The 23,162-nt window shown below is 68.6% G+C and carries 21 protein-coding genes and 1 pseudogene; 14 read left to right on the top strand and 8 right to left on the bottom strand.

Annotated elements, in window-relative coordinates; all coding sequences use genetic code 11:
- Positions 1-447, top strand: a complete 447-nt coding sequence (locus ACL9RL_RS01980; protein ID WP_422778532.1) for a cytidine deaminase — start codon at positions 1-3, stop codon at positions 445-447.
- Complete coding sequence (locus ACL9RL_RS01985) at positions 444-1,733, top strand: thymidine phosphorylase (RefSeq protein ID WP_422778533.1); 1,290 nt, start codon at positions 444-446, stop codon at positions 1,731-1,733. The genes ACL9RL_RS01980 and ACL9RL_RS01985 overlap by 4 nt, the downstream gene beginning before the upstream one ends.
- A 47-nt stretch (positions 1,734-1,780) precedes the next feature.
- Here the strand turns inward: ACL9RL_RS01985 and ACL9RL_RS01990 are convergent, their stop codons facing one another.
- Entirely contained in the window at positions 1,781-2,701 is a 921-nt protein-coding gene (locus tag ACL9RL_RS01990) for an endonuclease domain-containing protein (protein ID WP_422778534.1), read from the bottom strand.
- Between the two features lie 260 nt (positions 2,702-2,961).
- On the opposite strand from ACL9RL_RS01990, the gene ACL9RL_RS01995 reads away from it, so the two are divergent.
- The 3 genes from ACL9RL_RS01995 (at position 2,962) to ACL9RL_RS02005 (ending at position 5,017) form a co-directional block, all read left to right on the top strand.
- Entirely contained in the window at positions 2,962-4,098 is a 1,137-nt protein-coding gene (locus ACL9RL_RS01995; RefSeq protein ID WP_422778535.1) for an adenosine deaminase, read from the top strand.
- 176 nt (positions 4,099-4,274) lie between these two features.
- Entirely contained in the window at positions 4,275-4,748 is a 474-nt protein-coding gene (locus tag ACL9RL_RS02000) for a PTS sugar transporter subunit IIA (protein WP_422778536.1), read from the top strand.
- Positions 4,745-5,017 (top strand): PTS sugar transporter subunit IIB, encoded by a 273-nt coding sequence (locus ACL9RL_RS02005; RefSeq protein WP_422778537.1) that lies wholly within the window; start codon positions 4,745-4,747, stop codon positions 5,015-5,017. Before ACL9RL_RS02000 ends, ACL9RL_RS02005 begins: the two co-directional genes overlap by 4 nt.
- A gap of 113 nt (positions 5,018-5,130) precedes the next feature.
- On the opposite strand, the gene ACL9RL_RS02010 is transcribed toward ACL9RL_RS02005, so the two are convergent.
- Together ACL9RL_RS02010 and ACL9RL_RS02015 are read right to left on the bottom strand one after the other, a co-directional pair.
- Positions 5,131-6,804 (bottom strand): phospho-sugar mutase, encoded by a 1,674-nt coding sequence (locus ACL9RL_RS02010; protein WP_422778693.1) that lies wholly within the window; start codon positions 6,802-6,804, stop codon positions 5,131-5,133.
- Between the two features lie 107 nt (positions 6,805-6,911).
- Positions 6,912-7,745 (bottom strand): purine-nucleoside phosphorylase, encoded by an 834-nt coding sequence (locus tag ACL9RL_RS02015; RefSeq protein ID WP_422778538.1) that lies wholly within the window; start codon positions 7,743-7,745, stop codon positions 6,912-6,914.
- Positions 7,746-8,078: 333 nt separating this feature from the next.
- Between ACL9RL_RS02015 and ACL9RL_RS02020 the strand changes: the two genes are divergently transcribed.
- The 3 genes and pseudogenes from ACL9RL_RS02020 to ACL9RL_RS02030 all read left to right on the top strand — a co-directional run bounded on the left by ACL9RL_RS02020 (position 8,079) and on the right by ACL9RL_RS02030 (position 10,618).
- A complete protein-coding gene (locus tag ACL9RL_RS02020) occupies positions 8,079-9,515 on the top strand; it encodes an NAD(P)H-quinone dehydrogenase (RefSeq protein WP_422778539.1) in 1,437 nt (478 codons plus the stop codon).
- Positions 9,516-9,730: 215 nt separating this feature from the next.
- Positions 9,731-9,865, top strand: a pseudogene (locus ACL9RL_RS02025) (type IV toxin-antitoxin system AbiEi family antitoxin domain-containing protein); the annotation flags it as partial.
- A gap of 165 nt (positions 9,866-10,030) precedes the next feature.
- On the top strand, positions 10,031-10,618 hold the full coding sequence (locus tag ACL9RL_RS02030; RefSeq protein ID WP_422778694.1) for an endonuclease domain-containing protein: 588 nt from the start codon (positions 10,031-10,033) through the stop codon (positions 10,616-10,618).
- 161 nt (positions 10,619-10,779) lie between these two features.
- Here the strand turns inward: ACL9RL_RS02030 and ACL9RL_RS02035 are convergent, their stop codons facing one another.
- Both ACL9RL_RS02035 and ACL9RL_RS02040 read right to left on the bottom strand, forming a co-directional pair.
- Positions 10,780-12,537, bottom strand: coding sequence for a biotin carboxylase N-terminal domain-containing protein (locus ACL9RL_RS02035; RefSeq protein WP_422778540.1), 1,758 nt, complete (start codon positions 12,535-12,537; stop codon positions 10,780-10,782).
- Positions 12,538-12,727: 190 nt separating this feature from the next.
- On the bottom strand, positions 12,728-13,378 hold the full coding sequence (locus ACL9RL_RS02040) for a Maf family protein (RefSeq protein WP_422778541.1): 651 nt from the start codon (positions 13,376-13,378) through the stop codon (positions 12,728-12,730).
- Positions 13,379-13,422: 44 nt separating this feature from the next.
- On the opposite strand from ACL9RL_RS02040, the gene ACL9RL_RS02045 reads away from it, so the two are divergent.
- From ACL9RL_RS02045 to ACL9RL_RS02060, 4 genes are all read left to right on the top strand, one after another.
- The gene (locus ACL9RL_RS02045; protein WP_422778542.1) at positions 13,423-14,715 is read left to right on the top strand and encodes a class I SAM-dependent RNA methyltransferase; all 1,293 of its coding nucleotides are present in this window, start codon (positions 13,423-13,425) and stop codon (positions 14,713-14,715) included.
- A gap of 211 nt (positions 14,716-14,926) precedes the next feature.
- Positions 14,927-15,583, top strand: coding sequence for a response regulator (locus ACL9RL_RS02050; RefSeq protein WP_422778543.1), 657 nt, complete (start codon positions 14,927-14,929; stop codon positions 15,581-15,583).
- A complete protein-coding gene (locus tag ACL9RL_RS02055) occupies positions 15,573-16,823 on the top strand; it encodes a sensor histidine kinase (protein ID WP_422778544.1) in 1,251 nt (416 codons plus the stop codon). Before ACL9RL_RS02050 ends, ACL9RL_RS02055 begins: the two co-directional genes overlap by 11 nt.
- Positions 16,820-17,875 carry a hypothetical protein gene (locus ACL9RL_RS02060; protein ID WP_422778545.1) on the top strand — a complete coding sequence of 352 codons (1,056 nt, stop codon included), beginning with the start codon at positions 16,820-16,822 and terminating at the stop codon, positions 17,873-17,875. The genes ACL9RL_RS02055 and ACL9RL_RS02060 overlap by 4 nt, the downstream gene beginning before the upstream one ends.
- Before the next feature lie 403 nt (positions 17,876-18,278).
- Here ACL9RL_RS02060 and ACL9RL_RS02065 read toward each other — a convergent pair whose 3' ends face one another.
- Complete coding sequence (locus tag ACL9RL_RS02065) at positions 18,279-18,509, bottom strand: acyl-CoA carboxylase subunit epsilon (protein ID WP_422778546.1); 231 nt, start codon at positions 18,507-18,509, stop codon at positions 18,279-18,281.
- Entirely contained in the window at positions 18,506-20,107 is a 1,602-nt protein-coding gene (locus ACL9RL_RS02070; protein WP_422778547.1) for an acyl-CoA carboxylase subunit beta, read from the bottom strand. Before ACL9RL_RS02070 ends, ACL9RL_RS02065 begins: the two co-directional genes overlap by 4 nt.
- Positions 20,108-20,246: 139 nt before the next feature.
- Here ACL9RL_RS02070 and ACL9RL_RS02075 point away from each other — a divergent pair, with 139 nt between their 5' ends.
- Both ACL9RL_RS02075 and ACL9RL_RS02080 read left to right on the top strand, forming a co-directional pair.
- Positions 20,247-21,050, top strand: coding sequence for a biotin--[acetyl-CoA-carboxylase] ligase (locus ACL9RL_RS02075; protein ID WP_422778548.1), 804 nt, complete (start codon positions 20,247-20,249; stop codon positions 21,048-21,050).
- Positions 21,051-21,272: 222 nt separating this feature from the next.
- Positions 21,273-21,920 carry a PH domain-containing protein gene (locus tag ACL9RL_RS02080; protein WP_422778549.1) on the top strand — a complete coding sequence of 216 codons (648 nt, stop codon included), beginning with the start codon at positions 21,273-21,275 and terminating at the stop codon, positions 21,918-21,920.
- 64 nt (positions 21,921-21,984) lie between these two features.
- Here ACL9RL_RS02080 and ACL9RL_RS02085 read toward each other — a convergent pair whose 3' ends face one another.
- Positions 21,985-23,007, bottom strand: coding sequence for a LacI family DNA-binding transcriptional regulator (locus ACL9RL_RS02085; RefSeq protein ID WP_422778550.1), 1,023 nt, complete (start codon positions 23,005-23,007; stop codon positions 21,985-21,987).
- Positions 23,008-23,162 lie beyond the last annotated feature (155 nt).

Genomic DNA, 23,162 nt, shown 5'->3' on the forward strand with positions numbered 1-23,162 from the left:
ATGACCGACAGCACCAATGCAGCTGCTGGCTCTCAGACCGTCGACGGGCGTTCCATCGACTGGGACCTCCTGCACACGACGGCCAACGAGGCCGCGACGCACGCGTACGTGCCGTACAGCAAGTTCCCCGTCGGCGTCGCGGCCCTCGTCGACGACGGACGCATCATCGCCGGCGCCAACGTGGAGAACGCCAGCTACGGCCTGACCCTGTGCGCAGAGTGCTCACTCGTCTCCTCGCTCCACATGACGGGCGGCGGTCGTCTCGTCGCGTTCGTGTGCGTCGACGGCAAGGGCGATGCGCTGATGCCGTGTGGTCGATGCCGACAGCTGCTCTTCGAGCACTCCGCAGAGGGCATGCTGCTCGACACGGTGTCCGGCATCCGCACGATCGACGAGGTCCTGCCGGACGCGTTCGGACCGCGCACCCTCGAGGAGTACCACGCATGAGCGCCGTCGAAGCCTTCGACACCGTCGACCTCATCCGCACCAAACGCGACCGCGGCCAGCTGTCGACCGCCGAGATCGACTGGCTGATCGATGCGTTCACACGCGGCTACGTGGCGGACGAGCAGATGTCGGCACTCGCGATGGCGATCCTGCTGAACGGCATGGACCGTCGCGAGATCCGCGACCTCACCCTCGCGATGATCGCGAGCGGGGAGCGCATGAGCTTCGCCTCGCTCGACAAGCCCACCTCGGACAAGCACTCCACGGGAGGCGTCGGCGACAAGATCACCCTGCCGCTCGCCCCGCTCGTCGCCGCGTTCGGCGTCGCCGTCCCGCAGCTCTCCGGTCGTGGCCTCGGTCACACGGGAGGCACACTCGACAAGCTGGAGAGCATCCCGGGGTGGCGGGCGGCGATCAGCAACGACGAGATGATGGCGCAGCTCGCCGACGTCGGCGCCGTCATCTGCGCCGCGGGATCCGGTCTGGCGCCGGCGGACAAGCGCTTGTACGCGCTGCGCGACACGACCGGCACCGTCGAAGCCATCCCGCTCATCGCATCGAGCATCATGTCGAAGAAGATCGCGGAGGGGACGGGCGCGCTCGTCCTGGACGTGAAGTTCGGCTCCGGTGCGTTTATGCGGGACTACGACCGTGCCGAGGAACTGGCGCGGACGATGGTGGAGCTGGGGAAGGACGCCGGTGTTGCGACGACGGCGCTGCTGACCGACATGAACGTGCCGCTCGGGCTCGCGATCGGCAATGCCAACGAGGTGCGCGAATCGGTCGAGGTCCTCGCAGGTGGCGGCCCGTCCGACGTCGTCGAGCTGACGCTCGCGCTCGCACGGGAGATGCTCGCGCACGCCGGACAGCCGGATGCGGACGTCGAGGCGGCGCTGTCCGACGGCCGCGCCATGGACGTGTGGCGCCGGATGATCATCGCGCAGGACGGCGACCCAGATGCGGCACTGCCCGTCGCCCGGGAGACGCACACGGTCACGGCCGAGCGCGACGGCGTGCTGACGAAGCAGGAGGCGCTGCCGTTCGGCATCGCCGCCTGGCGCCTCGGCGCCGGCCGAGCCCGTCAGCAGGATCCTGTGATCCACGCCGCCGGTATCGACCTGCACGCCAAACCGGGGGATCGGGTCACGGCCGGTCAGCCGCTCTTCACGCTCTCCGCCGATGACGAGGCGCGCTTCCCGCGGGCGCTCGAGTCGCTCGAGGGCGCCTGGGAGATCGGCGACGAAGCGCCGGCCGCACGTCCGCTCATCGCGGCGCGCATCGGCTGACACCAACACCCTCGCGTGCGTTTTTGGGCGCTGAAGGGCAACGTGCCTCATCTCGTCGACCACGGGTCCGACCATGCTCGGGCTGTGAGGCGACGGGCGATGCGCTCGACGAGTTCATGCTCGTCTGCCAGGTCGTCATCCGTGATGCGCATCGTCTCCCAGCCCTCCTCGGCGAGATCCTCGACGCGACGGATGTCTTTTCGCCACTGCCCGCGATCAGTCCGGTGGTGGTCGCCCTCGTACTCGAGCGCCAGTCTGAACCGCTCGAACCCGAGATCGACGCGCAACAGCCGGCCGGTCCGGGCGATCCCGATCTCGATGTTCGCTGCAATCGCCGGAAGCCGACTGTTCTCGATGATGAGCCGGGTACGACTCTCTTTGGGCGACTGCGAGCGGTTGCTGAGCATCGGCAGCGCAGCCCGGAGCGCCACGACGCCTCGTCGCCCCGCCGCCTGGTCGACGGCGCGCACGAGCGTCGACTTCTCGACCATCGGACACTCGTACCAGAGGAGCCGATCACCGGCGGCGACCAGATCGAGGAAGCCGAGCAGCGGCGCGAGATCACACCAGGTCCGTGCCGCCGAGGTGCAGGGGAGGCCATTGATCAGGACCATCTCGTCGGCGCTGAGCGCCAGGTGGTGTCCGTGCACCCCGTTGCCCTCCCGTGCGCGGATCTCGGCTGGACTCGTCACATGAAGCGCCGTCCTGCGTGCGTATGCCGGGAGAGGCATGTCATGCAGCATCGCCGCCGTCGTGTGGCTGAACACGCCGCCCTCCGGGAGCAGCGGTCGGTAGGCGGATGCGAGCGTGCGGATCGTGGGTTCGCAGTCGGGCGGTGATCGCACACCGTGGAACGGCCGGCCGAGTGATGGATTGCGCAGCTGCCCGGGGGTGACGCCGAGTCGCTGTGCGTCAGCAACGGTCATCGGCGCGGAGAAGGACGAGGGGAGCGGGGTTCGAAAGTTCATGTCCGATGGTCGCCCGCTCTCGGCATCCGCAGGGAGTTATCCACAGATTCCGCCTCCCTGCAACGGTCCCTCGCCCCTGTGAGCTACCCATCACGGTTCGCGAGGGGAGGCAAATTGTCGCCCAGCCCGCGTCCGGACGACAAAGTGCCTCCCCTCGCGGGCTGTCCCGGGTCGTTGCGGACCGCTGCGGAAGCGGACACTGACCGGCGTTCACAAACGTGCACGGGACAGCCGTCGGCACGCGCGATACAGTGAACATCGTGACTACAGCTGACGAGAACCCCCTGTCCGGCATCGACCTCCGGACCCTCCCCAAGATCTCCCTCCACGACCACCTCGACGGTGGCGTGCGCCCCGCCACGATCCTCGAACTCGCCGAGCCCCTCGGCATCGAGGTCCCCGTCGCAGACGCCGACGGCCTCGCCGAATGGTTCTACGCGCAGTGCAACGCCGGCTCGCTCGTCGAGTACCTCAAGACCTTCGACCTCACCATCGAGATCATGCAGACGGAGGAGGGCCTCGCCCGCGTCGCGCGTGAATTCGTGCAGGACCTCGCCGCCGACGGCGTCATCTACGGCGAAGTCCGCTGGGCGCCCGAGCAGCACCTCACGCGCGGCCTCTCGCTCGACGCCGTCGTGGAGGCCGTCCAGGCCGGCATCAACGAGGGCATCGAGGACGCGGCACGCGGCGGCCACGACATCCAGATCGGCCAGCTCGTGACGGCCATGCGCCACGCGGACCGCAGCCTCGAGATCGCCGAACTCGCCGTCCGCCACCGCGATCGCGGCGTCGCCGGCTTCGACATCGCCGGTGCCGAACTCGGCTTCCCCGCCAGCAAGCACCGTCTCGCGTTCGACTACCTCGCGAGCTCGTTCTTCCCGGTCACCGTGCACGCGGGGGAGGCGGACGGCCTCGAGTCGATCAAGAGCGCCCTGTTCGACGGCCGTGCACTGCGCCTCGGACACGGTGTCCGCATCGCCGAGGACGTCACCCTCGAGCGTGACCGCGACGACGCCCTCTACGCGACGCTCGGTCCGGTCGCTGAATGGGTCCGCGACCGCGAGATCCCGCTCGAACTGAGCCCGCAGTCCAACCTGCAGACCGGCGCGATCACCGAGTGGGGCACGGAGCTCGGCGACCACCCGTTCGACCTGCTGTACCAGCTCGGCTTCAACGTGACCGTGAACGTCGACAACCGGACGATGAGCGACACGAGCCTCACCAAGGAACTCACCCTCCTTGCCGAGACCTTCGACTACGAGCTCGCCGACCTGGAGACCTTCCAGCTGAACGCGGCGGCGGCCGTCTTCCAGCCGCTCGAAGTCCGCGAAGAACTGGCAGACCGCATCTCCGACGCGTTCGAGGACGCGTTCCTCGCGGAGATCGACGAAGGCTGATCGACGACGCCTGATCGACGACGCCTGATCGACGACGACGGGCGGCGGCGATGACACCATCGTCGCCGCCCGCCGCCATCCAGGCGCGCCCCGGTTTCCACTCGGTTGTCAGGGACGACGGGCTACGCTTGAGACGGTCGGATCAGACCGTCCACCGACAACTGCGAGTGACACCGATGCCCCTGCCAGAGCTGACCGATTCAGCCATCGTCCTCCGCGCCGACGCGCGCGATTGGCGAGCGGCGGTGACACTCGCTGGTGACGCCCTGCAGGCCACCGGAGCGACCGACGCCGGCTACACCGCCAGGATGATCGAGGTCATCGACGATTTCGGCGCCTATGTCGTCATCGCACCCGGGCTCGCCCTCGCCCACGCCAGACCGGGAGCCGATGTGCTCCGGGATGCCCTCGCGGTCGTCACGCTCGCCGAGCCGGTCGCGTTCGGCCACCCGCACAACGACCCGGTGTCCGTTGTCCTCGGTCTCGCGGTGACCACGGCCGAGGGCCATGTGGCCTGGGTCGCCGAGATCGCGAACGTGTTCAACGACCCGACCGCGATCCCGCGGCTCATCAATGCTCAGACCGTCGCGGACGTCCGTTCCGTCATCGGCGCCGGCAACGGAAGCACCCCGCTGGAGGCGGCATCATGAAGATCGTGGCCATCTGCGGAGCCGGAGTCGGCACATCGGCCATCTTGAAGCTCAACGCGGAACGCGCGCTCGAACGACTCGACATCGAGGCCGATGTGACGGCGTCGGACGTGGCGAACGTCGCCGTCGTCGCGGCAGACGCGCAGATCATCTTGACGTCGCCGGAGCTCGTCGACCGCATCGGCAAGACCTTCGCCGACGTCATCGTCATCAACAACTACTTCGATCTGACCGAGCTCACCGAAAAGCTCGAGATCGCCCTCGGCTAGCCCGCGAACTGTCACTCGTGGCTGCTCTGCCGGGCTGAGAACAGCCAGAACCGACAGCTCGCGAGCTGTCGGATCTGGCTGTCCTGGCGGTTCTGGAAGCGCGCGGGCCGGCGTCAGGCGACGAGCGCCGTGAGTTCACCGCGCAGGACGGCGAGACGGTCCGCGACCGATGCCGCCCGAGCCGCCGCATCGCCATCGGTCGACTGCACGTCGACGTAGATCTTGAGCTTCGGCTCGGTGCCGCTCGGCCGGATCATCACCCGCGTGCCGTCGTCCAGCCAGAGCCGGAGCACGTCGCTCGCCGGCAGGTCCTCGAACCCGCCGGAGAGGTCGTCGATGCTCGTGACCTTCGTCCCGGCGATGACCGCCGGAGGCGTCTGCCGCAGCAACGCCATGACCTCGCCGATGCGGGACAGGCGCTCGTAGCGGATCGAGATCTGGTCGCTCCCGAACGAGCCGAACGTCGCCGAGAACTCCGCGAGCAGCGCTGCGACGTCCTCGCCGCGCTGGGCGGCAGCCGTCGCGAACCCGAGGAACGCGACCGCGGCGGAGATCCCGTCCTTGTCGCGGACCGTCGTCGGGTTCACGAGGTACCCGAGCGCCTCTTCGAATCCGAAGACGATGCCGGGCGCGCGCGAGATCCACTTGAACCCGGTGAGTGTCTCCCGGAACTCCAAGCCGTGCGCCTCGGCGACCACCCGCAGCGCGGGCGACGACACGATCGAGCAGGCGAGCACACCCTCAGGCGCGGCATCGCCGGCGGCGCGCTCGACGGCGGCCTTGGCGGCCTGCCAGCCGAGCAGCAGGCCGACTTCGTTGCCCGTGAGCCTGCGGTACCCGTCCGCGGTGGATGCGTCCGGGATCGCGATCGCCAGTCGGTCGGCGTCCGGGTCGTTCGCGATGATGAGGTCGGCCCCGGCCTCCCGAGCGGTCGCGTAGGACAGGTCGAGCGCGCCTGGCTCCTCCGGGTTCGGGAAGCTGACGGTGCGGAAGGTCGGATCCGGCTGGATCTGGTCCGCGACGAGCGTCGGCATCGGATAGCCGGCCGTGTGCAGGACGCGGTTCGTGGTCTCCCATCCGACGCCGTGCATCGCCGTGTAGACGACGCGCAGCTGCTCGCCGGTCGGAGCCGGCGCCACGGCGGCTGTGGCCTCGATGTAGGCGTCGAGCACCGACTCGGGAGCGACGTCGTACGCCGTGCTCCGCGGCAGGTCCTGCACACGACCTTCGGCCGCCACCCGTTCGATGTGCGCCGCGATTGCCGCATCGGCCGGGGAGACGATCTGCGAGCCGTGGTGCTCGCCGCCGAGGTAGACCTTGTAGCCGTTGTCCTGCGGCGGATTGTGGCTGGCCGTGACCATCACGCCGGCCGACACGTCGAGATGACGGACGGCGAACGCGAGCACAGGTGTCGGCAGGAGCCGCGGAAGGATGATCGCACGCACGCCGGCGCCGGCCATGATCGCCGCGGTGTCGGTCGCGAACACCTGCGAGTTCTTGCGGCCGTCATACCCGATGACGATGCTCGGCGACGCCTCCTGCTCCAACAGATACGCGGCGAGGCCGGCAGCCGCCTGGGCGACGAGGACGCGGTTCATCCGGTTCGAACCGGCCTCGATGCGTCCGCGGAGGCCGGCCGTGCCGAACTGCAGACGCGAATCGAAGCGGTCGTGGAGGTCGGCGACGGCGTTGGCGTCGCCATCGGATGCAGCCTCGACGAGGGCCGTCAGCTCAGCGCGCGTCTCCGCGTCCGGATCCTGAGCGAGCCAGGCGTTCGCCGCCTCGATGAGGGCCGCATCCGCGGAATCGGAGGCGGCGGCAGCGGCAGCGGCAGAGGCGGCTGCGGCAGTGGCTTCGGCTTCGGTGCCGGTCAAGCCGGCGTCGGCGTCCGCGCTCACAGGGCCGCGACGATCTTCGCGAGGAGCTCCCCGATCACGCCCTCGGCGGCCTGACCGGCCTCGATGACCTCTGCGTGACTCAGCGGGGTCTTCTGGATCCCGGCCGCGAGGTTCGTGATGAGCGACATCCCGAGGACCTCCATACCGGCCTGGCGTGCGGCGATCGCTTCGAGCGCCGTGGACATGCCGACGATGTCGCCGCCGATCGCCTTGGCCATCTGGACCTCGGCGGGGGTCTCGTAGTGGGGGCCGCGGAACTGGGTGTAGACGCCCTCGTCAAGCTCAGGTGCGATGGACTTCGCGATGTCGCGGAGCCTCGTCGCATAGAGATCGGTCAGGTCGATGAACGTCGCACCCTCGAGCGGGGAGTCCGCGGTGAGGTTGATGTGGTCGCTGATGAGGACGGGCGTGCCCGGCTTCCAGTGCTCCTTGATGCCACCGGCGCCGTTGGTCAGGATCATGACCTTCGCACCGGCGGCCGCCGCGGTGCGGACGCTGTGCACAACCCGACGGACGCCGTGGTTCTCGTAGTAGTGGGTGCGGGCGCCGATCACGAGGGCGCGCTTGCCGTTGGGGAGGAGGACCGATCGGAGCGTGCCGACGTGGCCGTCGAGTGCCGGCTTCGAGAAGCCGACGATCTCGGTCGCGGGGATGGTGGCGGTGGTCTCGCCGATGAGATCGGCCGCCTTCCCCCAACCGCTGCCGAGGGTGAGGGCGAAGTCGTGTTGATCGATGCCGGTCTTCTCGGCGATCTGGCCGGCCGCTTCTTGGGCGATCTCGAAGGGGTCGACGTCGGTCAGGTCGAGTGGGTTCGCTGGGGTTTCAGACATCCTCTTACTCTAGGCATCGAAGGGCCTCGCGCCCAACAGATTCGGGCGTGGACATCGCGGTGTCGGGTGGTGGGACGATGCTCCGCCCGGGGGAGCGGAGGAGGGCGGTGTCGCCCTTCGCATCGGTTCATGCTGTGCCGCTGCTGCGTCCCGGTTCGGTCGCCGGCCGCCCGCCGTGTCGTTGCCGTGCGGCCGCCGTGCCGTCACCGTTCTCCAGCGGTTCCGTCAGCGCTCGATCGCCCGCCTGACCGGGGAATGCGATATCCGATGTTCACCCGATCGTGGGGCGTCGGCCGGTTTGGTGCGGGTGCCCCGGTGGGGAACAATGGAGCTATGGCCAACGAGTTCGAACGCAAGCAACGAGTAGCGATCCTCGGAGGCGGACCAGGCGGGTACGAGGCGGCTCTCGCCGGTGCCCAGCTGGGTGCCGATGTCACGCTCATCGAGCGGACAGGGGTCGGCGGTTCCGCGGTCATCACGGACGTCGTGCCGTCCAAGAGCCTCATCGCGACGGCCGACGCCGTCGGCGCCATCGGCGAGGCGGCAGATCTCGGCGTGCAGTTCTTCGTGCGCTCGGAATCGACCGGCAAGCCCATGCGGCCGGAGGTCGCCGTCAACCTCGCAGCCGTCAACAAGCGCCTGCTCGGGCTCGCCCGCCAGCAGTCCGAGGACATGCGCGCCGGACTCGTCCGCGCCGGCGTCCGCATCGTGAGCGGTCAGGGCCGACTGGATGGGACGAACGGCGTCATCGTGTCCACGGATGCGTCCGGCGGGACCGACTTCGACCGCATCGAGGCGGACACGGTCGTCGTTTCGGTGGGTGCAAGCCCGCGCCAGCTGCCGTCGGCGCTGCCGGACGGGGAGCGCATCCTCACCTGGACGCAGCTGTACAACCTGACCTCGGTGCCCGAGCACCTCATCGTCGTCGGTTCCGGTGTCACCGGGGCGGAGTTCGCATCCGCGTACACGGCCCTCGGCTCGAAGGTCACGCTCATCTCCAGCCGCGACCAGGTCCTCCCCGGCGAGGACGCCGACGCCGCCGCCGTGATCGAGAACGTGTTCAAGCGCAACGGCATGACCGTGCTGTCGAAGTCCCGCGCTGACTCGGTGGAGCGCACGGAGGACGGTGTCGTCGCGACGCTCTCCGACGGTCGCCGCATCGAGGGTTCGCACTGTCTGATGGCGGTCGGATCCATCCCCAACACGGCCGGGATCGGGCTGGAGGAGGCCGGCGTGCAGCTCACGGAGTCCGGGCACATCCGGGTCAACCGTGTCGCGCGCACGAGCGTCCCCAACATCTACGCCGCCGGTGACTGCACGACGTTTATGCCGCTCGCATCGGTCGCGTCGATGCAGGGCCGAACGGCGATGCTGCACGCGATGGGCGACGCCGTGAACCCGACCGAGATCCGCAACGTGGCCGCGAACATCTTCACGCAGCCCGAGATCGCGACCGTCGGGTGGACGCAGAAGCAGATCGAGGACGGCATCGCGCAGGGCGAGATCTACAAGCTTCCGCTCGCGCAGAACCCGCGGGCCAAGATGATGGGCATCAAGGACGGTTTTGTGAAGCTGTTCGCGCGCACCGGCAGCGGGACCGTCATCGGAGGCGTCATCGTCGCACCGAAGGCGAGTGAGCTCATCTTCCCGCTCGCCCTCGCGGTCGAGCAGCGCCTGAACGTCGATCAGGTGGCGCGTGCCTTCACGGTCTACCCGTCGCTCACCGGCTCGATCACCGACGCCGCCCGAGCAATGCACATCGTGCAGTAGGAGCATTTCTCTTCCACAATTCAGGAAGATTTTCAGAATGCAGGATGATTTGGGCGAAAACCGCGCGGAATCGTCCTGAATTCGCTCAACGTTCCTGAATTCTGAAAGCAGATAGCGCGGGGCCGGAGTCCTCCACAGGGGTGCGAATCGCCCGAACTGTCCACAGATTTCGGATCTTGCTCCGTGGCGAAGCCAGGGGCCGCAGCCTGAACTGCATGAATGGACTCATCGAAACACTTCACCGCTTCGGCGGCATCGCGACTCGTCGACAACTCATGCGGCACGGGTTCACGGGATACCAGCTCACGGCCGCAGTCCGTACCGGTGCCGTCGCACGAGTCAGACAGGGGTACTACGCGCTTCTCGATGCGGCCCCGGACGCGATCGCGGCCGTCAGAGTCGGCGGCGCGCTCGGTTGCCTATCCGCTGCCGCCTCACACGGCATTTGGGCTGGCACGGACACGAGAGTCCATGTATCCGTGCCCCGAAACGCCTGTCGTCTCCGGACACGAACGGTGCGCTTCAACGGATCTGACGAACTCCAGCCGGATACCGTAGCCGGCCGCATCCAACTGCATTGGGGCATCGATGATCGTCCGCTCGTGCATGGGTCCGCACCGTGCTGGCGTGTGCCATTGGCGCAGTCACTCCGTGAGATCGCCATGTGTGCTGACGACGAAACGGCGATCGCAGCATGGGACACTGCGCTCGACTCGAGGAAGGTCTCGCCCGCAGAAATCGAGCGATTGCGGGACAGCCTGCCCGAATCTGTGCAGGAGGTCTTGCGCCAGGTGTGCCTCGGGTCCGGGTCTGGTGTCGAGTCGCTCGTGAAGCAGCGACTGCGAGCGTGTGGCCTTGATGTGCAGCAGCAAGTGTTCATCGCCGGTGTCGGGCGGGTGGATTTGCTCGTCGGCGACCGTGTCATCGTGGAGATCGATGGCTACGCCTACCATTCTTCGCCGGAGCGATTCGAGAATGATCGCCGCCGCGACGCGTTGTTGGTTGCGGCCGGCTACATCGTGGTGCGACTCAGCTATCGCCAGGTGATGGAGGAGTGGGACTTCTGCCTCAGCTGCGTCATGCGTGCCCTCGTCATCCGCTGACGTGCGCGTCGGCATTTTCAGAATTCAGGACGGTTGACAGAACTCAGGACGATTTGCGCGGTTGAAGCATCACATCGTCCTGAATTGCGAAAATCTTCCTGAATTCTGTAAGTAGGTCAGGAGCGGGGAGGAGGGAGGAGGGCGGAGGGGCGAGGGGCGGGCTAGGCGATCGTCAGGAGCTGGTGGCCGGAGGACACCGTGGAACCGACGACGGCGTTGATCGCGCCGACGGTGCCATCCTTGTGCGCCGTGATCGGCTGCTCCATCTTCATGGCCTCGAGGACGATGACGAGATCGCCCTTGACGACCTGCTCACCCTCGGCGACGGCGATCTTCACGATCGTCGCCTGCATCGGAGCCGTCACCGAATCGCCCGTGGTCGTCGAAACAGCACCGCTGCCGCCACCACGACGGTGCGGAACCGGAGCGGCAGCGCGCGAGGTGCCGCCCAGCTGACCACCGGGGAGGCTCACCTCGAGACGCTTGCCACCGACCTCGACGACGACACGGGAACGCTCAGCGGCAGGCGCCTGCTCCTCGATGGAACCGTTCCACGGCTCGATGTCGTTCACGAACTCGGTCTCGATCCAGCGCGTGTACACACCGAACTGGCCGTTCTCGGCGGTGAAGGCGGGGTCGCGCACGATCTTCCGGTGGAACGGGATGACGGTCGGCAGACCGGACACCTCGAACTCGTCGAGGGCGCGACGGCTGCGCTCGAGCGCCTCCTCGCGGGTGCGGCCCGTCACGATGATCTTCCCGAGCAGCGAGTCGAATGCGCCGGAGATGACGTCCCCGGCCGTGACACCCGAGTCGAGACGGACGCCAGGACCGCCGAAGGTCTTGAAGACGTGGATGGGGCCCGGCTGCGGCAGGAACCCGCGCCCAGGGTCCTCACCGTTGATGCGGAACTCGAAGGAGTGACCGGTCGGCTTCGGGTCGTCGTAGTCGAGGACGCCGCCCTCTGCGAGGCGGAACTGCTCGCGGACGAGGTCGATGCCGGTGACCTCCTCCGACACGGGGTGCTCTACCTGCAGACGGGTGTTGACCTCGAGGAAGGAGACCGTGCCGTCCTTGCCGATGAGGAACTCGCACGTTCCGGCGCCGACGTAGCCGACCTCCTTGAGGATGGCCTTCGATGCCCGGTACAGCTCCGTGTTCTGCTCATCCGTGAGGAACGGCGCGGGCGCTTCCTCGACGAGCTTCTGGTGGCGACGCTGCAGCGAGCAGTCGCGCGTGGACACCACAACGACGTTGCCGTGCTCGTCCGCGAGGCACTGGGTCTCGACGTGCCGCGGCTGGTCGAGGTACTTCTCGACGAAGCACTCGCCTCGACCGAAGGCCGCGATGGCCTCACGGGTCGCCGACTCGAACAGCTCCGGGATCTCCTCGCGGGTGCGGGCGACCTTCAGACCGCGTCCGCCGCCGCCGAACGCCGCCTTGATGGCGACGGGCAGCCCGTGGATGTCGACGAAGTCGAGGACTTCCTCTGCGCCCGAGACCGGGTTGATGGTGCCTGGCGCGAGCGGCGCGCCGACCTTCTCAGCGACGTGGCGTGCCGACACCTTGTCGCCGAGGCGCTCGATGGCCTCCGGCGAGGGGCCGATCCAGATGAGTCCTGCGCCGATGACGGCGCGGGCGAAGTCCGCGTTCTCGGCGAGGAAGCCGTATCCCGGGTGCACGGCGTCGGCGCCCGAGCGGCGGGCGACCGAGAGGATCTTGTCGATGACGAGGTACGTCTCCGCGCTCGTGGTCCCGTCCAGCGCGTAGGCCTCGTCTGCGAGGCGGGCGTGGAGGGCATCGCGATCCTGGTCGGCGTAGACCGCGACCGAGGTGATGCCACTGTCTCGTGCAGCACGGATGACGCGGACGGCGATCTCGCCGCGATTGGCGATCAGGACCTTCGAGATAACAGACACAGTTCCCTAGCTTATTGCCCCTCGGGTGCCGTCCTTTGGTGCACACCGACAAAAATGTCGCGGAGACAGGGTTGGCCACCTACAAAACGCTGGCGACCAGTGTCGTTTCAGATCGTGGCGACGCGATGCCGACCCGGCGCCGCAAGCGCGGCCTTGCAGCCATGCAACACCGACGACGCCACTTAGAGCGTTACAGCGCCCCTGCTCGATTCCGCAGCGCGTGCCAGTCGTGTCCGAACGACCGCACGAGCCGCCGCAGCGTCGGGAGCGACATCCCGACCACGGTGCTCGGGTCCCCGTCGATGCGGGTGATGAACGCAGCACCGAGACTGTCGATCGTGAACGCCCCCGCAACGGCGAGCGGCTCGCCCGAGGCGATGTAGGCATCGATCTCGTCGTCGTCGATGTCGTCGGCGAACGTCACATCGGCGCTCGCGACGCTGCCGACGGCGCGTGGCTCCTCGCCAGTGCAGTCGATGAGCCAGTGCCCCGAGTACAGGGTCCCGGTGGCGCCGCGCTGGGCGAGCCATCGTTCCCTGGCCCGCTCCGGGGTGTGCGGCTTGCCGTGCACGATGCCGCCCACGACGAACACGGAGTCCCCGCCGAGGATGAGGTCGACGTCGTCGCCGCGCTCACGCACGACCGCGAGCGACGCTTCCGCCTTCGCCTTCGCGAGCAGTTCGACGATGCGCGCCGGCCCGAGCGGGCCGCCGTACTCTGCCTCCGCCGCGGCGACCGCAGCATCCTCGTCGACCGACGACGGCACGATGATCGGCTCGATGCCACTCGATCGGAGCAGCGCGAGACGCGCGGGGGAGGTCGATGCGAGGGTGAGGCGCATGGCGGCCTTTCGCTGTGCGGGGCGCCGTGTGACATGCTCAAGACATGAGCACGCCTTCGTCACGCACCGTTGAACTAGAGATCTCAAACGTAGCCCACGGTGGGGTGTTCGTCGCCAGGCTGGAAGGCCGGGTGGTCTTCGTCCCCGACACGATCCCGGGGGAGCGGGTGCGCGCCCGCATCGTCGACGAGAACGAGAAGCGCTTCTGGCGGGCAGAGACCCTCGAGGTCCTCGAAGCGTCGGAGCACCGTCGCGAGCACGTCTGGGCCGAAGCCTCCATCGACCGGGCCCCGGAGAACCGTGCGGGCGGCGCCGAGTTCGGTCACATCGACCTCGCCCACCAGCGCGCGTTGAAGCACAAGGTCCTGACCGATGCGCTCGAACGCTTCACCGGCACGGCGACGCCGTTCGAGGTGCAGCCCGTCGCGGACGAGACCGCCGACGGCACCCGGTGGCGCACCCGCGTCTCGCTGCACGTCGACGCCGACGGCAATGTCGGACCGTACGCCGCGCGATCGCACCGGGTGATCCCAGTGACCGACCTCCCGCTCGCCGTCGAGAACGTGGCCAAGGCGGCCACCGCCGCGCTCGACGGCCTCCCGTACAAGACGACGTCCGTCGACATCGTCGCCCCCTCCACGGGCGGCATCAAGGTGCTCAGCCGGACGGACGACAACACCGATGCGCCGGGCCGGCGCCGCAAGGGACGCCCGGCTCGCCCGGCAGCCGACCCCATCCGCGAGCGCGTCGGCGACCGCGAGTTCCTCGTCGACGCGGGCGGGTTCTGGCAGGTGCACCGCTCGGCGGCGACCACGCTGCAGACGGCCGTCATCGATGCGATCGACGACGCCGTGTTCGACCCTCGCGCTGCGAACCTCGACCTGTACGGCGGTGTCGGCCTCCTCGCCGCCGCAGTCGGCGACCGATTCGGCTCCACAACGCGCATCGTGACCGTCGAGAGCGATGAGCGCGCAACGGAGTACGCCGGCGAGAACCTCGCGGAGTGGGTCGGCGCCCAGGCGATCACCGCGCGCGTCGACGCGTTCCTGCGCCGCGAGCTGCAGAACGGTTCCGCGACCGACCGCGCCAGGTACGCCAAGGCGACCGTCGTCCTCGACCCGCCCCGCTCAGGCGCCGGCCGCGAGGTCGTCGCGATGCTGAGTGAACTGCGTCCGGCGAGCATCGTCTACGTCGCCTGCGACCCCGTCGCGCTCGCCCGCGACATCGCACTGTTCCGTGAGGGCGGCTACGAGCTGGGCGGCCTGCGCGGGTACGACCTGTTCCCCAACACGCACCACCTGGAGTCCGTCGCGACGTTCACCCCCATCGCGGGCTGAACGGCTCCCGGACGCGGACCGGGCACGGACCGGACGCTCACCGGGCGATCACCGGACGCTCACCGCGTACGAACCGAACTCCTCCCGGGTGCCGCCGGTGGCCTCTCCGCAGGTCGCCGGAAGGCATCCGGGACGCACCCGGAACGGTCACTGGACGACTCACGCCCTCCACGTCACACGTTGGACAGCGCTGCGCCGCTACGATGGACCCGTGGTGACTGTCGCGATCATTGATGACCATGAGTCCGTTCGACTCGGAATCGCAGCCGTGTGCGCGCACGCCGGCTACGAGGTGATCGCCAGCGCGCCGACGGTTGCAGAATGCATCGCGGAGCTCGGCGGGACCGTCGCAGACGTCGTCGTCCTCGACCTCTCCCTCTCGGACGGCAGCACGCCGACGAGCAACATCCACGCCGCACAGGCGACCGGGGCGCACGTCCTCATCCACTCGATCGCAGACCGCGTCGCGCTCGTCCGCGAGGCGCTCGCCGCCGGGGCATCCGGGGTCATCCCGAAATCCTCCCCGACCGACACGGTCATCTCCGCCATCGGAACCGTGGCCCGCGGCGAAGTGCTGAACAACCTCGAGTGGGCCAGTGCAATCGATGCCGACAGCGATTTCGCGAGGGCTCAGCTGGGCCGCCGAGAGCGCGATGTGCTCCACCTGTACGCGTCGGGCCTGCCGCTCAAGACCGTCGCGAGCCAGCTCGGCATCGCGTACTCGACGGCGCGCGAACACATCGACCGCATCCGGGTCAAGTACGTGGAGGTCGGTCGCCCGGCGCCCACGAAGGTCGACCTGCTGCGTCGCGCCGTCGAAGACGGCATCCTCCCTGGCCTCGACCAGGGCGGGACGGATGTCTCCTAGCCTCCGGGGTCCGGACCGGCATCCTGCGATCCGCGAGAGCGGGAAGGATGCCCAGGTCCAGCGCCGGATGCTGAACACGGCGAACTTCGAACGCCTCCTCGGTCGTTCCGTCGCCCTCATCGGCACGGTCTTCGGACTCCAGACGGCCTTGACGGCCGTCGGGCAGGGCACTCAGATCGACGGGTGGCTCGGGATCGTCTACGTGACGGCTGTCTTCGGGACGCTGTTCGTCGCCATCGTGTGCAGCTTCTTCCTGTGGCACCACCGAGGTGCTGCACTGGTCTTCGCGGCGGTGTTCTTCGTCGCGCTCGTGATCTGGCCGCTCGTGAGCGACGACGTCCCGCGCGATGTCAACCAGGAGCCGTGGATCTGGTACCTGTGCTCGATCGCGGCGGCGTTCGCCGTCGTCGCCATCCCGCTGCGCGCCGCCATCGCGTACACCGTCATCACCTCGGTGATCTACGGCGTCAACCGCATCGTCGACGCGGACTTCGCGGAACCCTCCTGGCAGATCGGGGCGCTCGACGCCTCCTACGCCATGATCATCAGCGGTCTCATCGTGGTCCTCGTGAGCCTCTTCCGGACCCTCGCCAGCCGAGTCGATGTCGCACGGGCCGCCGCGCTCGCGACCTACGATGCCGCCGTCAAGCAACACGCGACGGAGGTGGAGCGCGTTGAGGTCGACTCGATCGTCCACGACAGCGTGCTCGCATCGCTCCTCGCGGCCGATCGTGCAGCGAGTCCGGAGTCGGAGGCTCTCGCCGTGGGCATGGCCCGCGTGGCGATCGAGCAGCTCGAAGGCGTCGGGGCGCCCATGACGAGCGAGGACGAGGTCACGGGGCTCGCGGAGCTCATCGACCGGATCCAGGTCGCCGTCTCCATGATCGGCGAGCCGTACACGGTCACGGTCGAGGGCGCCTCAGGGCGCGTCCTCCCGCTCTCCGTCGCCAACGCGATCTACTGGGCGACGGTGCAGGCGATGGTCAACAGCGTCGAGCACGCCGGTGATGGCGTCCTGCGCACCCTGCACATCGAGGGCATCGCCACTGGCGGCGTCCGGGTCGTGATCGCCGATGACGGCGTCGGCTTCGATCCGACGCAGGTCGCGGAGGAGCGCCTCGGCCTCAAGGTCTCGATCGTCGAGCGGGTCGCGGGCGTCGGCGGGCACACCACGGTCGACTCCAGCCCGGGGAGCGGCGCCGTGATCACGATCGAATGGTCCCCGGAGGTGCACTCGTGACCCCGGCCCCCCGGTACGCGCTCGTCATCCTTGCGGCGCTCTTCTCCGGCTACCACCTGCTGCGGGCGGCGCTCACGCTCGAGACGCCGCGGATGGCGTGGCCCGTCATCATCGCGATGGTCGTCTACGCCGCAGCGAGCATCCTCAGCCTCTGGCCGAGCAAGAGCACGAGGCTCCCACCGTGGCTCGCGAGCTTCAACCTGGCGACCGCGATCGTCGTCCCGCTGCTCGTGACGAGTCAGCTGGATCCGACGCTCAACAACGGGTACGCCACCTGGCACGTCGCATCGATCGGCACGCTCATGACGATCACGGTCGTCCGGCAGAGGGAGCTGGTCGCCTATCTCGGCATCATCTTCCTGTCCGTGCAGTCCATCGTGTGGGCTGGGCCCGGGCTCGCATTCGGGATGGGGTTGAGCGGCAGCATCATCTGGGTGGTGCTCGCGAGTGTGCTGACCAGGTCGATCGCAGGGGCCAGGCACGATGCGGAACGGCTCACGGAAGCGGAGCACGCCACCTCTGACTGGCAAGCCGCGCAGTACGCGCACGTGCACGAGCGTCGTCGCCGGCTGAGTCAGACGGGCCGTCTCGCGACGCCCATGCTGCGGACGATCATCGCGGCCAACGGCCGGTTGTCCGCCGCGGACCGGACGGAGTGCCGGACGCTCGAAGCGAGCCTGCGGGACGAGATCCGCGGGCGGCACCTGCTGAACGACGCCGTGCGGCAGGAGGTCCTCGCGGCCCGTCGACGCGGTGCGGTGGTGAACATGCTCGATGAGGGCGGCCTTGACGAGTTGGAGCCGGAGCAGCTGGCCGGGATCCTCGATCAGCTCGCCGCAGCGCTGTCGACCTCGCGCGCATCGCGGCTCATCGTGCGCAGCGTCCCTGACGACGAGCGGGTCGCGGTGACGGTCGTCGGTCTGAAGCCGGCGTCACCGGAGCCGGACGCCTCGGCGGACGACGATGACGATGCCGAGGAACTCGAGCTGTGGCTGGAGATCCCGCGCGGGGGAGACCAGGGCGTCCCCAACCACGCCGCCTCCGCCCGCTAGCCCTGCCCGCGAACTGTCACTCGTGGCGGCTTCCAGCCCAGCCGAACCAGCCAGAACTGCCGGCTCGTGAGCTGACAGTCGTGGCCGGATAGACGGCAGCCAGAGCAGCCACGAGTGACCGTTCGCGGGCTGAAGAGGGTGGCCGTAGGCGCGGGTTAAACGAAGAGAGGGCCGGCACCCGATGCCGGCCCTCTTGGACGTTCGTGGGCCAGAGCAATAACCCGAATACCACTCTGACCCGCCCCCCAAACTCCCACCCGCTTACCCTAGATGGAGCGAGAGCTGGTGGTGTGGCTCAATGAGGCACACCTGTCGATATAGATACTGCCCGATTAGGGGTAACCCCAACAGTCGGCACTATGGAGGACACGTCAACAACTGTCGGTTAACGGACGGTGTCGACTCAGGAGCCGTAGCCGACCCACCGGCCGGGACCCGGCACGAGCGGCGTCCGCAACTGACGCTGGCTCCGCTGCCACCTGGTCTGGCCGACGACGTCGCGCGCAGAGTCATCGACAGCACCCTGCGAGACGACGGCGGTCAGGACGGCCGTCAACGCAGCGATCTCCTCATCCGTCGGCGCCCCGCGCACGACCCGGATGTCGAACGTCTCAGTCGCAGCCTGCTCGGTCACAGCGGGATGTTCCCGTGCTTCTTCGCCGGCAGGCTCGCGCGCTTCGTGCGGAGCGCGCGCAGCGCCTTCACAACGGCGACGCGCGTCGCGGCCGGCTCGATGACGCCGTCCAGCTCGCCGCGCTCCGCCGCGAGGAACGGGCTGGCCACGTTGTAGGTGTACTCGTTCGCGAGTTTCGTGCGCACGGCGGCGACGTCCTCGCCGGCTTCCTCGGCACGCTTGATCTCGCCCCGGTAGAGGATGTTGACGGCGCCCTGGCCGCCCATCACCGCGATCTCGGCCGTCGGCCACGCGAGGTTGATGTCGGCGCCCAACTGCTTGGACCCCATCACGATGTACGCCCCGCCGTACGCCTTGCGCAGGATGACGGTCACGAGCGGCACGGTGGCCTCCGCGTACGCGTACAGGAGCTTCGCGCCGCGGCGGATGACGCCCGTCCACTCCTGGTCGGTGCCCGGCAGGTACCCCGGCACGTCCACGAGGGTGAGGATCGGGATGCTGAACGCATCGCAGAACCGCACGAAGCGACTGGCCTTCTCGCCCGCCTCGATGTTGAGTGTCCCTGCCATCTGCGAGGGCTGGTTCGCGATCACGCCGACCGAGCGGCCCTCGACCCGGGCGAACCCGATGACGATGTTGGGTGCGAAGAGCGGCTGCACCTCGAGGAAGTCCCCGTCGTCCACGACGTGCTCGATGACCGTCTTGACGTCGTAGGGCTGGTTCGCCGAGTCGGGGATGAGGGTGTTGAGCTTTCGGTCCTCGTCCGTGGTCTCGAGTTCGACCTCTGTGGGGTAGACGGTCGCCTCTGCGAGGTTGTTGTCCGGGAGGAAGCTCACGAGGGTGCGGGCGTAGTCGAGCGCGTCCGGCTCGTCGCTCGCGAGGTAGTGGGCGACCCCGGAGCGGGTGTTGTGCGTGTGCGCGCCGCCCAGCTCCTCCATGCCGACGTCCTCGCCCGTGACGGTCTTGATGACGTCAGGGCCCGTGACGAACATCTGGCTGGTCTTGTCGACCATGATGACGAAGTCGGTGAGTGCCGGGGAGTACACGGCGCCGCCGGCGGCCGGTCCCATGATGATGGAGATCTGCGGGATGACCCCGGAGGCCTGCGTGTTGCGGCGGAAGATCTCGCCGTACTTGCCGAGGGCGACGACGCCCTCCTGGATGCGGGCTCCGCCGGAGTCGAGCATGCCGATGATGGGCACACCCGTCTTCAGTGCGAGATCCATGACCTTGATGATCTTCTCGCCGGCGACCTCGCCGAGCGAACCGCCGAAGATCGTGAAGTCCTGCGAGTACACGGCGACCTGTCGGCCGTGGATCGTGCCGGTGCCCGTGACGACGGCGTCGCCGTATGGGCGCGAGCGGTCCATGCCGAACGCTGTGGTGCGGTGACGGACGAACTCGTCGAGCTCCACGAAGCTGCCGTGGTCGAGGAGCTGCTCGATGCGCTCCCTGGCCGTCATCTTGCCCTTGGCGTGCTGCTTGGCGATGGCCGTCTCGCCACTCGCCGTCACCGCCTCGTGGTAGCGCGCTTTGAGGTCGGCGAGCTTGCCAGCAGTCGTGTAGAGGTCTGGGCCGGGGGTGGTTTCGTCGGTCACCGTTTCACCTTACCGCCAGCCCCCGCATCCGTCCCGTTGACGACGGAGCACAATCCGGTGCCGGATGCGTTGTCCACCCTCCACAACAGCCCGTCCGTGCGGGGCCGGCCGCGCCGAACCCGCTGGTTAGGCTGATGCCATGCACTTGTCGCGCACCGCCGATGTCGTCTCCCGCCTCGAAATCCTGGAGTACGCAGGGTCCACCAACGACGAACTCGTTGCACGGGCGACGGGGGAGGACGCCGCAGACTGGCCGGACTTCTCCGTGGTCGTGACCGATGACCAGCGCGGTGGCCGAGGACGGCTCGGTCGTCCGTGGGTCGTGCCGGCCGGGGCGTCGGTCGCCGTGTCGTTGCTGCTGCGACCGGTCACGCCGTCCGGTGAACCGCTCGGGATCGCCGGGTACGGGTGGATCCCGCTGCTGGCGGGGGCTGCGTTGCATCGGGCGCTCGCCGGGCTCGGACTGTCCTCCGGCGTGAAATGGCCGAACGACGTCCTCGTCGAGGGGAAGAAGGTCTCGGGCATCCTCTCCGAGCTGCTTCCGGGGGCGACCGGGGCGATCGTCGGCACCGGAATCAATCTCCGACAGACGCGGGAGCAGCTGCCCACCGACTGGTCGACGTCGCTCGCGCTCTCGGGCATCGCAGACCCCGACCCCGATGCGGTCGTGTCCGGCTATCTCGGCGCGTTCCGCGAGCTGTACACGGCGTATGTCGCTGCGGAGGGTGATGCGGTCGCGAGCGGACTGCGCGACGAGGTCGTCTCCGCGTGCGTGACCATCGGGACGGCGGTGCGGGTCGAGCTGCCCGGTGGGGTGTTCCTGACCGGCACGGCCGAGTCGATCGATGCGCTCGGTCAGATGGTCGTCCGCGATGGGGCGGGCGTCCTGCACACGGTCTCCGCCGGCGACGTCACGCACGTGCGCCCAGCGGGAGGGCGTTGAGGTCCGGTCGCTGAGCTGTAGCCGGTTGCCCGGTCACTGAGCTGTACCCCGTTGTCCGGTCACTGAGCTTGTCGAAGTGCGCCCTTCGACAGGCTCAGGGACCGGGGCACCCGCCCTTCGACAGGCTCAGGGGCCGCTGGCCGACCACATCCGTGACCACGGGTTCTCCGATGTCGGGGTGGCATCGGGCGAGTCCCCGGCCGGAATGGTATGAATGGGAGCATGGCTGATCCCGGCGTGACGGGGCCGGACAGGCCGGCCCCTCCTGCGGCGGCGACCGAACGAGTGGTCGCGCGCCTGCGTCCGCATGCCAGGAGGCTGTTCCTCCCGGCGCTCGTGCTCATCGCCGTGCCCGGTGTCGTCGCCTACTTCTTCGGCACGTTCCCCGAGGCGTGGCAGAACTGGACGCTGCTCATCGCGGGCGCTGTCCTCGTCCTGCTGGCTTCCGTCGCGCCGTTCATCAGCTGGATGTCGACGAGGTACGTCATCACGACCCGTCGCCTCATCGTGCGCCGAGGATTCTTCGTGCGGGTCCGCCAGGAGCTGTATCACGCGCGCGGCTACGGGATCACGGTGCACCGCAGCTGGGCGCAGAGTGCGTTCCGCAGCGGCAACGTCCGCGTCACCTCCGGCGGTGAGCTGCCCGTCGTCCTGCGAGACGTGCCATCGGCATCGCTCGTGCAGGATGCGCTCCACGAGCTCGTCGCCGAGAACCAGAGCGTCGTCGCCCCCTACCCGGGCGGCTCGTCCTCGATGCCGACGGCCGGCCTCGGCGGACCGGGATTCGGTGCGCCGGGTTCCGTCGCGCCCGGATTCGGCGCTGCTGGATTCGGTGCGGAGACGAGCGCCGACCAGGGCTACCGGTCCTAGCTGGCAGCCTCACCCCGGTCGGCGCGCACCTCGTCCGGACCGTTGCGGCAACCCGTCACATCCGTCACACCGGCGGACGCTCGCCCGACCCGCGCACGATGAGCGTCGCGGGCAGGACGTAGGTCTCTGGTTCGATGCCGCGCGATGCGAGGTGCGCGAGCGCGAGCGATGCCGCACGCCGACCCATCTCGACCGGATCGTTCGCGACGACGGTCACGCCGATGAACTCCGCGAGGTCGAAATCGTCGAAGCCGATGAGCGCGGGCTGCGGGGAGAGCCGGCGCCGACCGAACGCCTGCAACGCCCCGATCGTGGCACGGTTGTTGCTCGCGAAGACGGCGGTCGGGGGGTGCGGGAGATCGAGGAGCGCCTCCGTGAGGGCGCACGCGGTGGTGACGTCGTGGGCCCCGTCCCGGACGAGGGTGCGCCAGTCGTCGACGCCGGAGCCGTCCATCGCCTCCGCGAAGCCCGCGAGGCGCTCGCGGTAGGTGGGCAGCCACTCGTAGTCCCCGAGGAACGCGACCCGCCGATGTCCGACCCCGAGCAGGTGCGCGGCAGCCGTCCGACTCCCACCGCGGTTGTCGAACACCACAGAGTCGGCGGCGATGTCCGCAGCAGCTCGGTCGACGAACACCACAGGGATGCCGCGTTCCTGGAGTGAGCGGTACTCGCCGTGCGCGTCCATCGCCGAGACGACGATGATCGCCTTGACCTGCCGATGGGCGAGTTCCTGGACGAGCGCGCGCTCGGTGTCGGCCGACTCGTCCGAGCTCGCGAGCGTGAGCTGCAGCCCCTTGCCGCGGATCTCGTCCTCGACGCCCTTCGCGAGCGCGGCGTAGAACGGGTTGGCGAGGTCGCCGGTCACGAGCCCGACCGTGTTGGAGGTGATGCCCCGGGCGAGCAGGCTCGCCATCGTGTTGAGCTGGAATCCGAGGAGGGCCGCGGCGTCGAGCACCCGATCACGAGTCTCCTGGCGGACGTACTGTTCGCCGTTGATGGCGCGTGAGGCCGTCTTGAGGCTGACACCGGCCTGATCGGCGACCGCCTGCAGGGTGACGGCCGCGCGCGGTTCAGTGCTGCCGTCCACGGTGCTCCATTCGGTTCGATTGCCCTGTGGTGCCGCATCGGAATCAGTTATCCGATGAACGTTGGCTTGACAGGAGATTGCCACATCGCCAAGATACACACTATGACAGCGCTGTCACACACGGCGCTGCGACCCCCACCTCTGAGATTTGGAGT

It is taken from the genome of Plantibacter sp. Mn2098, assembly GCF_049319745.1.
Classification (GTDB): domain Bacteria; phylum Actinomycetota; class Actinomycetes; order Actinomycetales; family Microbacteriaceae; genus Plantibacter.

Coding starts and splice junctions, on each gene's coding strand:
- ACL9RL_RS01980 (WP_422778532.1), top strand. CDS start 1: ATGACCGACAGCACCAATGCAGCTGCTGGCTCTCAGACCGTCGACGGG.
- ACL9RL_RS01985 (WP_422778533.1), top strand. CDS start 444: ATGAGCGCCGTCGAAGCCTTCGACACCGTCGACCTCATCCGCACCAAA.
- ACL9RL_RS01990 (WP_422778534.1), bottom strand. CDS start 2,701: ATGAACTTTCGAACCCCGCTCCCCTCGTCCTTCTCCGCGCCGATGACC.
- ACL9RL_RS02000 (WP_422778536.1), top strand. CDS start 4,275: ATGCCCCTGCCAGAGCTGACCGATTCAGCCATCGTCCTCCGCGCCGAC.
- ACL9RL_RS02005 (WP_422778537.1), top strand. CDS start 4,745: ATGAAGATCGTGGCCATCTGCGGAGCCGGAGTCGGCACATCGGCCATC.
- ACL9RL_RS02015 (WP_422778538.1), bottom strand. CDS start 7,745: ATGTCTGAAACCCCAGCGAACCCACTCGACCTGACCGACGTCGACCCC.
- ACL9RL_RS02020 (WP_422778539.1), top strand. CDS start 8,079: ATGGCCAACGAGTTCGAACGCAAGCAACGAGTAGCGATCCTCGGAGGC.
- ACL9RL_RS02040 (WP_422778541.1), bottom strand. CDS start 13,378: ATGCGCCTCACCCTCGCATCGACCTCCCCCGCGCGTCTCGCGCTGCTC.
- ACL9RL_RS02045 (WP_422778542.1), top strand. CDS start 13,423: ATGAGCACGCCTTCGTCACGCACCGTTGAACTAGAGATCTCAAACGTA.
- ACL9RL_RS02055 (WP_422778544.1), top strand. CDS start 15,573: ATGTCTCCTAGCCTCCGGGGTCCGGACCGGCATCCTGCGATCCGCGAG.
- ACL9RL_RS02075 (WP_422778548.1), top strand. CDS start 20,247: ATGCACTTGTCGCGCACCGCCGATGTCGTCTCCCGCCTCGAAATCCTG.
- ACL9RL_RS02080 (WP_422778549.1), top strand. CDS start 21,273: ATGGCTGATCCCGGCGTGACGGGGCCGGACAGGCCGGCCCCTCCTGCG.